The 6227-nt window shown below is 41.1% G+C and carries 12 protein-coding genes and 2 pseudogenes; 1 reads left to right on the plus strand and 13 read right to left on the minus strand.

All coding sequences use genetic code 11. The features are described 5' to 3' along the window. Positions 1-91: 91 nt before the first annotated feature. Entirely contained in the window at positions 92-307 is a 216-nt protein-coding gene (locus F8S12_RS03355; RefSeq protein ID WP_196514797.1) for a hypothetical protein, read from the minus strand. Between the two features lie 38 nt (positions 308-345). Here F8S12_RS03355 and F8S12_RS40205 point away from each other — a divergent pair, with 38 nt between their 5' ends. Beyond that, positions 346-669 (plus strand): DUF5674 family protein, encoded by a 324-nt coding sequence (locus F8S12_RS40205; protein ID WP_230967757.1) that lies wholly within the window; start codon positions 346-348, stop codon positions 667-669. Here F8S12_RS40205 and F8S12_RS03365 read toward each other — a convergent pair. The 12 genes and pseudogenes from F8S12_RS03365 to F8S12_RS03425 form a co-directional block, all read right to left on the minus strand. Further along, positions 666-839, minus strand: coding sequence for a hypothetical protein (locus F8S12_RS03365; protein WP_230967758.1), 174 nt, complete (start codon positions 837-839; stop codon positions 666-668). The genes F8S12_RS40205 and F8S12_RS03365 overlap by 4 nt on opposite strands. 81 nt (positions 840-920) lie before the next feature. Continuing rightward, positions 921-1265, minus strand: coding sequence for a hypothetical protein (locus tag F8S12_RS03370; protein WP_196514798.1), 345 nt, complete (start codon positions 1263-1265; stop codon positions 921-923). Continuing rightward, on the minus strand, positions 1262-1459 hold the full coding sequence (locus tag F8S12_RS03375) for a hypothetical protein (protein WP_196514799.1): 198 nt from the start codon (positions 1457-1459) through the stop codon (positions 1262-1264). The genes F8S12_RS03370 and F8S12_RS03375 overlap by 4 nt, the downstream gene beginning before the upstream one ends. Before the next feature lie 113 nt (positions 1460-1572). Continuing rightward, complete coding sequence (locus F8S12_RS03380; RefSeq protein ID WP_196514800.1) at positions 1573-1842, minus strand: hypothetical protein; 270 nt, start codon at positions 1840-1842, stop codon at positions 1573-1575. Between the two features lie 71 nt (positions 1843-1913). Beyond that, the gene (locus F8S12_RS03385; RefSeq protein WP_196514801.1) at positions 1914-2459 is read right to left on the minus strand and encodes a WGR domain-containing protein; all 546 of its coding nucleotides are present in this window, start codon (positions 2457-2459) and stop codon (positions 1914-1916) included. A 13-nt stretch (positions 2460-2472) separates the two neighbouring features. Beyond that, positions 2473-2820, minus strand: coding sequence for a hypothetical protein (locus F8S12_RS03390; protein WP_196514802.1), 348 nt, complete (start codon positions 2818-2820; stop codon positions 2473-2475). A gap of 94 nt (positions 2821-2914) precedes the next feature. Next, positions 2915-3394, minus strand: a pseudogene (locus F8S12_RS41505) (AAA family ATPase); the annotation flags it as partial. Next, a complete protein-coding gene (locus F8S12_RS03400; RefSeq protein ID WP_196514803.1) occupies positions 3391-3867 on the minus strand; it encodes a hypothetical protein in 477 nt (158 codons plus the stop codon). The pseudogene F8S12_RS41505 and the gene F8S12_RS03400, both read right to left, overlap by 4 nt. Before the next feature lie 321 nt (positions 3868-4188). Beyond that, the gene (locus tag F8S12_RS03405; RefSeq protein ID WP_196514804.1) at positions 4189-4746 is read right to left on the minus strand and encodes a hypothetical protein; all 558 of its coding nucleotides are present in this window, start codon (positions 4744-4746) and stop codon (positions 4189-4191) included. A gap of 135 nt (positions 4747-4881) precedes the next feature. Beyond that, positions 4882-5127: a hypothetical protein gene (locus F8S12_RS03410; RefSeq protein WP_230967759.1), complete on the minus strand. Its 246-nt coding sequence runs from the start codon at positions 5125-5127 to the stop codon at positions 4882-4884. Positions 5128-5181: 54 nt separating this feature from the next. After that, a complete protein-coding gene (locus F8S12_RS03415) occupies positions 5182-5553 on the minus strand; it encodes a four helix bundle protein (RefSeq protein WP_196514805.1) in 372 nt (123 codons plus the stop codon). Positions 5554-5915: 362 nt separating this feature from the next. After that, positions 5916-6227, minus strand: a pseudogene (locus F8S12_RS03425) (hypothetical protein); the annotation flags it as partial.

Raw genomic sequence — 6227 nt, forward strand, 5'->3', positions numbered from 1 at the left:
TCCCTGCTTGGTTCTTTGCCCTAACGAGTATTTTGGTGATGTCCAGTGATTCGGGACAGTAATGATTTTTGAAGTTTCCATACGATTGCTCCTATCTTTGTTTTGGCTGTGTTTGTACTACTCGCTGCTGCCTTTTCTCTACCAAAATCTGACCAATACATCCCCCAGTACCCAGCCCAAACATTCCTGTAGCAATCATGTACATTGTATTTTTGCCAAAAAATTGTACTCCTAAATACCCGATAGATATAGCCGCTAATGTGCCAGTAAAACTTACAACAATTACTTGTACTTGATTCTGTTTCATAATTAAAATTCCTTTGCTTGATAGAGGTTTTAAGTTGCATGATTTTGTTGTTACACGAGAGCGCTACCCCTGAACAACTTGAACAAATGCTGCAACAGCACAAGTTCTACATCAAAACTGCCGTAGATATTGAACGTCGAGTATTAGTTGGGGGTGGAAATTTGCATTATGACTGTGAACAGGCTTTACTGAATGATGGTAGCCAGCAAGAAAATATTTGGGCAGCGAGTTTTTCGGTGGTTCGTGCTTTGATAACAAAGAAGAGAAGTCGTAAATCGTTACTGTTGGTTTTGGTTCAGGTTCAGGTTTTGGTTTCGATTCTATTACGAGTTCAGGATTGCCCAAACCAATTGCATTTTTAATTTCCTGTTCCATGACCGGATTCTCCTTGTTGATTAAATTGCTCCACCTGAACAATTGCGTCTACAACTTCTCCCAAGATATTAAAGGCATCATTTAGCACCACATCATTTGATGTAGAAAAGGAAGGAGGACGATTGAAGCCTGCGATAATCCTTACTACTCCCAACAAGCCGCAATGTATGTTGACAACCTTGCAAGATAGTCCGAATCTCTGATGTGGTTAACTTGATTTCCATTGCTGTTTCTCTCCCTAAAATTTGTCCCGGTGAACACTGAAACTTGCTCCGACTAAAGAACTCCCTAAGAAGGCGGAAAAACTGACCAGCATAGCTCCAAGACTTCTGTTTTTCTGGTACTGCCAGCCAGAGATAATTATGTTGGGATTAGCATTTGTCTCGATAATCTCCATTCCCCAACATCCCATTGCTCCAACTCCTAAAAACCCAGTTAAAAGCAGAGAGGCGATTGCAGTTCTTTCTATGGTGAGGTCAATGAATACTTTGGGGCTAAATCTTTTTCGAGTCCGACGAAGAACTAATTTATTACGAGTATTTGAAGGCAAAGACGATTGATGAGTCATTTTATGGATCTTCATTTGGTTTCGTTCAACTCCACAAAAAATCCTGCACCTGTATTTGTCACTTTTACCAGATTGCGATTAACTAACGTTTGAATCACCCCCAGACTAAAATTTATACTGCATAACCGAGCGCTGCCACCGCAACGACTGAGGTACTGAAGGCATAATTGAGAATGGTCTTTTGGGACTGGGTTAGCTTTTTTAGGCATGATGTTTTTTCTGTTGTGGTTTGTAGGGAGCAAAGCGATGGCTGAAAAAAATAGCCAAGCAGTATTAATGCTTGACTAAAGTATTTTTGAATTTAAAAGGTGAATTTCAGTTATTAGAAATTATCCAGTTCGTCAAACTGATTTTTTGCAGAGTGTTTGTACGCTTTGGCTTTATTCATTTGATGGGTAGAAGCTTTAATTACTGGAATTGCAGCTGACTTAACTGAATCCTTTGCTTGTTGAAATAGAAATTGTGTCGTCCCTTGTGCATCTTCTTCTTTTGGATCAATTTGCCCCCATAGTGAGCAACTTAACTCTAAAGATTCGTAGTCGCCTAAATTGAACTTACGTGTGTAAGTGACAGCAATAGTCTTGATTTCCATGATTTACCCAAACAATATTTCAAAATGAAGTGTAGCTTTTTAGGCTCTCTTACAAAGTGACATTTCTAAAATTACAAATGCCGCCAGAAATTCTTGCTGATAGCCTTGAGGCTGACAGTTTTCGGTTCAGATTTTGGCGATTCTTTGGTCTGAACAGCTACAGGTTCATTCACCAGCAAAGACTTGAGTAGTTCTTGTTGATAGTCAACATCTACAACTGTTCGGTACACCCTGTAAGGATCAATCTGCATTCCCAATGGTGTTGGGACAATTTTCAAATACTCGTTAAGGGCAAGTATGTAGCTATTACCGAAGTTCCTGTTTGCAACAGCCAGGCGTATAGCGTTTAATAGTTGTATCGCTCGTCTGATATCTGAAATACTGCGATCGCCATCCATTTGTGGCTGACTTTCGCTGTAGCCTTTCATCATCTTCTCGGCTACCAGATTATGAAATTTAGCAACCGCTCTTTGATGATTGGCTAATGAGTGGACTTTCGTTTGTGCCTGATAACCAACTCTGCCCCACTGTACTGTTAAGTTACCGTCTTCGACAATGGCCGCCCAGAACTTATTGCTGTTCTGAATTGCGTCAACAAAGACTAAATAAATTTCCATGTTTCTTACCCTGTCAACTCACCACTTGGCGGGCGTTGCCCCATCGAATTTGATGCTGTAAAGCTTCAAGTATTGTTTCCGTTTCGTCTATTGTTAGTCCATTTAAAACAGAGCAGACATCGTATAAATCTTGGGGAATAGAATCAGGAATTACTAGCTCACACAAACCATCTTCAAGAGCTGTAGATACTGGATATTCAGTTGGGGTGTACTCTTGCTGCATAACAATGTATGTAGACAGAGTTACTCGTAATAACAGTTTTGTTTCCCTGCTTAACTTCTCTAAGTGTGCGCCGTAGTTATCAACCAGTTGGTCAATGGTTGGAGTCTGCCCGTAATAAGTAACTAAGTCTGTTCTCATCTTTCTTCGCCTTATTAACTATTAAAAGGTTGTTATCAATTATTAAAGGAAAGAGCGATCGCCCCCATAGAATCAGGGGACAATCGCTTTCTCATCAGTTCATGTTGCGAAACTTAGCAGCACGCAAAGACTGAGTTTTCCCTGCAACCACAGGACTACTAGCCCGTCGTGCGGTGGATGCCCATGCAAGCATTCTTTCAACTGCCGCCGCGTCCTGAATCGCAAGCGGGGTAATTGTTTGACGGCAGGTTTCCAGATCAGCAAGCGTTACCTGCTGCGGTCTACCCTCATCGAATGCCAGCAAAGCAGCTTCCGAAGCGAGGGTTTCCAGTTCTGCTCCTGAAAACTTTGCGGTATTAGCTGCGATCGCTTCGAGGTACTCCGATTCCAAGTGAATGCCAAAACGTTGTAGATGAATCCCCAGAATCTGTACACGCTCTGGTTCAGTGGGAAGATCAACAAAGAAAGATTCGTCAAATCTTCCCTTCCTCTTGAATTCACTTGGTAGTGCTGATGGGTCATTGCAGGTCGCAACTATAAACACCCCAGCAGTGCATTCAGCCATAAACCCTAGCTATCTAAGTGGTATGAAAGAGCTTGAGACTCAAGCACAGTAAGAAGTTCGGTATGTTGATTAACCAAAGCTTGTATTGTGCTAGCTGGATTACGATGAAGGCGACGTTTTTGTTGGCGAGGAGCTTCGGCCAAAGTTAATCTAAGACGTTGAGCTTTGTACTGGGCTAGAGGTACTTGCTGAATTTGTTTAAGCAACTGTTTTTCGCTTTGGGCCAGAAAAAGAACTTTAAAGTGTCCAAAATCACGCAATTCGACAGTTGATTTACGTCCACTAATTCGTCGCTGATGGCGACGCAAATGGCTAAACAAAGCTTCCATTTTGAGATTATCTGGCGGCAAGCCAGGAATATCATAGCAGTGCAACAAATTAGCACCGTATTTGTGCCACAGTTGTTGTAATTTTTTCTTAAGAGCAAACTGTGCTGGGATTGGTACATTCTTTACTTTTACCTGCCACAAATACCGCTCCATCCATTGTTTGAATGGTTTTACGCATGTGCCTTGGTCTACGTAGCGCTAATTCTGCACCACAATGCACACATTCAATGAGCGAACATTCTAAAATTATTCGTTTGGCATTACTGAATTTTCGTTGTGGGCGATGGCGAGGCAACTTTTCTATCACTAATTTTTTACTGCTGCTAGGTGCTTTCCTCAGCTTACCTGCTTTGTATACCAATTAGATAGTTAGGGTTTTTTGTGATTGGTAGTAGTGAGTACACAACACAGCAAGCTGTAGACAAGGCTTAAACAACTTCTAATTACAGTTGCCTAAACCCTGTTTACAACGAGTTAAAACGCTATCTCATTCGCAGCTTTTGTTACAGCTAAAGCCTGTTCCCAGATTTGTCGCCACTCTGTTTGCTCGTTATAGGATGCCATGACTAATTCCGACTCTACCCATACGCGACAGAACAACACATTTTCATCTGTCGTCCCTGGCTGCGGCTGTAGTGTGATGGGAGAATATAATTGTTGTGGGGTCAAAGTTGCGATCGCCGCAAGTATGCACTTTGAGAAATGCGTGTCGTAGCCTGACTCTAAGATATACGTCCGGTCTGCTTGAATAGTTATCAGCAACTTGCAGGTTTCTTTTTTACGGCGTTCTGTATTCTCAAACCGCAGTTCTTTAAGATATCCCGTTAAGGCAGTTTGAGGAACAGCACTCGGTTCACTATTACTGAGGGTGTACCACAGCCCTCCGTGCTGACGATTGCAGTAGATTTTGCAACTGCCAGCTTCAGAATGCAATCCCAGTTTCGGTTTATTGATTGCTGCAACTAACTGCTTGAGTAGTTCCTCTTGGCGCATTAAAGCAGCAAATAAATCTGATGTTTCTTGAGGGTTCATTGTTCAATACCAATACATTTCACTTTCGCATTGGCGTAGCCGTTTAATTGTGATATATGAAGCGTGGAGCCAATAAAAGAGCGCTCTTGATTTCACAAAAGCGCTTTTTATTACTAATTATTTGCCCTGTATAGATTATTGATGTGAATTAAATCTTGCCAGCAAATCTTCACGAGATAACTGAAGACACAGGGGAGTAAATTCTTCTGGAGTTAACTGCAACAAACTATCGACTACTCTTGAGAGTTCCTCGTCCACAAAACCAAACCGGAATCTTAACAAGTTTTCTACAACTTGACGGCGTTCAAGTTGTACTCCCTCTTGTACTCCTTGCTGCTTAGTGGTTTCTTCCCATTGTTCGTAAGCTTGTGACAAATTCATGATTAATTCTTGCTCATCAAAAACAATTCGCAATTCGCAATTCGCAATTCGCAATTAATTTCGATTGTTTATTTTATCTTTGATTTTTCGAGTAGAAGCAACTAGAATTTTTCCAACTTCTTTAGTTTCTTGAAGAAGAAGTTCAAACTTAGTCTTCTCAACCAATTCCGATTCTATTAATATTTCTAACCAATACTCAGTTTCTCTTTCTTCTTTAAGTGCAATTTCCAATTTGCTGAGAAAGTCTTTATCAGATTGAGCAGATTGGGCTTCTCTAACATTAGCTCCAATAGAAGTACCACTTCGGAGTAACTGTTTTGATAATGTTCGACAAACTCCAGGCTTTTCATCTAAGAAAGTACAAGCTTTAACTATTCTTATCGCCAAGGCTTTTGTTCTATCAGCAATACTAATATTTTGATTCATACATTTGGTTCCTTTCTTAAAATTGCAAATTGCGAATTGCGAATTGCGAATTGGAAATGACCTACTTGGTTGATTGCGGAATGGTTCCAAGAGTGCTGTATTTAGTACAGCGATTCTACCCAACAATCCAAGATTTTGAGCTTGGGCAGTTGGTGCGCTTGTAAACAAAACATCAACAAATCTGGCTTCATCAGTTACTTGTTTGTTAACTTCTACTCTACCTAAAGGAGATAACAACTCCTCTAATAATTCCTTAGAAAACTGATCGTAAGGCTTGCTACTCATGTTTTAAAGGCGAACTGTGTTTTATTTTACAAGGATTGGTTATAGTTGCATGGTGGGTATGAAAACCCACCTTTTATCTACGCCGCTACCAACTCCCGACGAACTTGCGGCATTTCTTCCACAGCCTTAACCTTGGAGAGCGCTACAATAGCCTCTTTTACGCTCCAATACTGTACCCCATCCCCACAGCGCCAATAGTAAGTTTTAGGGTCGTTTTCCCATAACTCATCAGCATTTCTGACCTTGAAGACAATTCCCAAGAACTCACTATCAAGATATACATTGTGAGCAGTTTGAATTTCAGTGCGTCCCACATAGGTCAGTCGGTAGCCGTCCACTGGCTCACACAAGTCTTCTGCACGAGTACCCCGATACCCACAATTACCGCA

The organism is Nostoc sp. WHI (assembly GCF_015714725.1).
Taxonomy (GTDB): Bacteria; Cyanobacteriota; Cyanobacteriia; order Cyanobacteriales; family Nostocaceae; genus Nostoc.

Excerpts from the sequence above, each read along its gene's own strand:
- F8S12_RS03410 (WP_230967759.1), bottom strand. The coding sequence starts at position 5,127 with ATGAATTTGTCACAAGCTTACGAACAATGGGAAGAAACCACTAAGCAG.
- F8S12_RS03405 (WP_196514804.1), bottom strand. The coding sequence starts at position 4,746 with ATGAACCCTCAAGAAACATCAGATTTATTTGCTGCTTTAATGCGCCAA.
- F8S12_RS03380 (WP_196514800.1), bottom strand. The coding sequence starts at position 1,842 with ATGGAAATCAAGACTATTGCTGTCACTTACACACGTAAGTTCAATTTA.
- F8S12_RS03390 (WP_196514802.1), bottom strand. The coding sequence starts at position 2,820 with ATGAGAACAGACTTAGTTACTTATTACGGGCAGACTCCAACCATTGAC.
- F8S12_RS03400 (WP_196514803.1), bottom strand. The coding sequence starts at position 3,867 with ATGGAGCGGTATTTGTGGCAGGTAAAAGTAAAGAATGTACCAATCCCA.
- F8S12_RS03385 (WP_196514801.1), bottom strand. The coding sequence starts at position 2,459 with ATGGAAATTTATTTAGTCTTTGTTGACGCAATTCAGAACAGCAATAAG.
- F8S12_RS03355 (WP_196514797.1), bottom strand. The coding sequence starts at position 307 with ATGAAACAGAATCAAGTACAAGTAATTGTTGTAAGTTTTACTGGCACA.
- F8S12_RS40205 (WP_230967757.1), top strand. The coding sequence starts at position 346 with ATGATTTTGTTGTTACACGAGAGCGCTACCCCTGAACAACTTGAACAA.
- F8S12_RS03415 (WP_196514805.1), bottom strand. The coding sequence starts at position 5,553 with ATGAATCAAAATATTAGTATTGCTGATAGAACAAAAGCCTTGGCGATA.
- F8S12_RS03375 (WP_196514799.1), bottom strand. The coding sequence starts at position 1,459 with ATGCCTAAAAAAGCTAACCCAGTCCCAAAAGACCATTCTCAATTATGC.
- F8S12_RS03370 (WP_196514798.1), bottom strand. The coding sequence starts at position 1,265 with ATGAAGATCCATAAAATGACTCATCAATCGTCTTTGCCTTCAAATACT.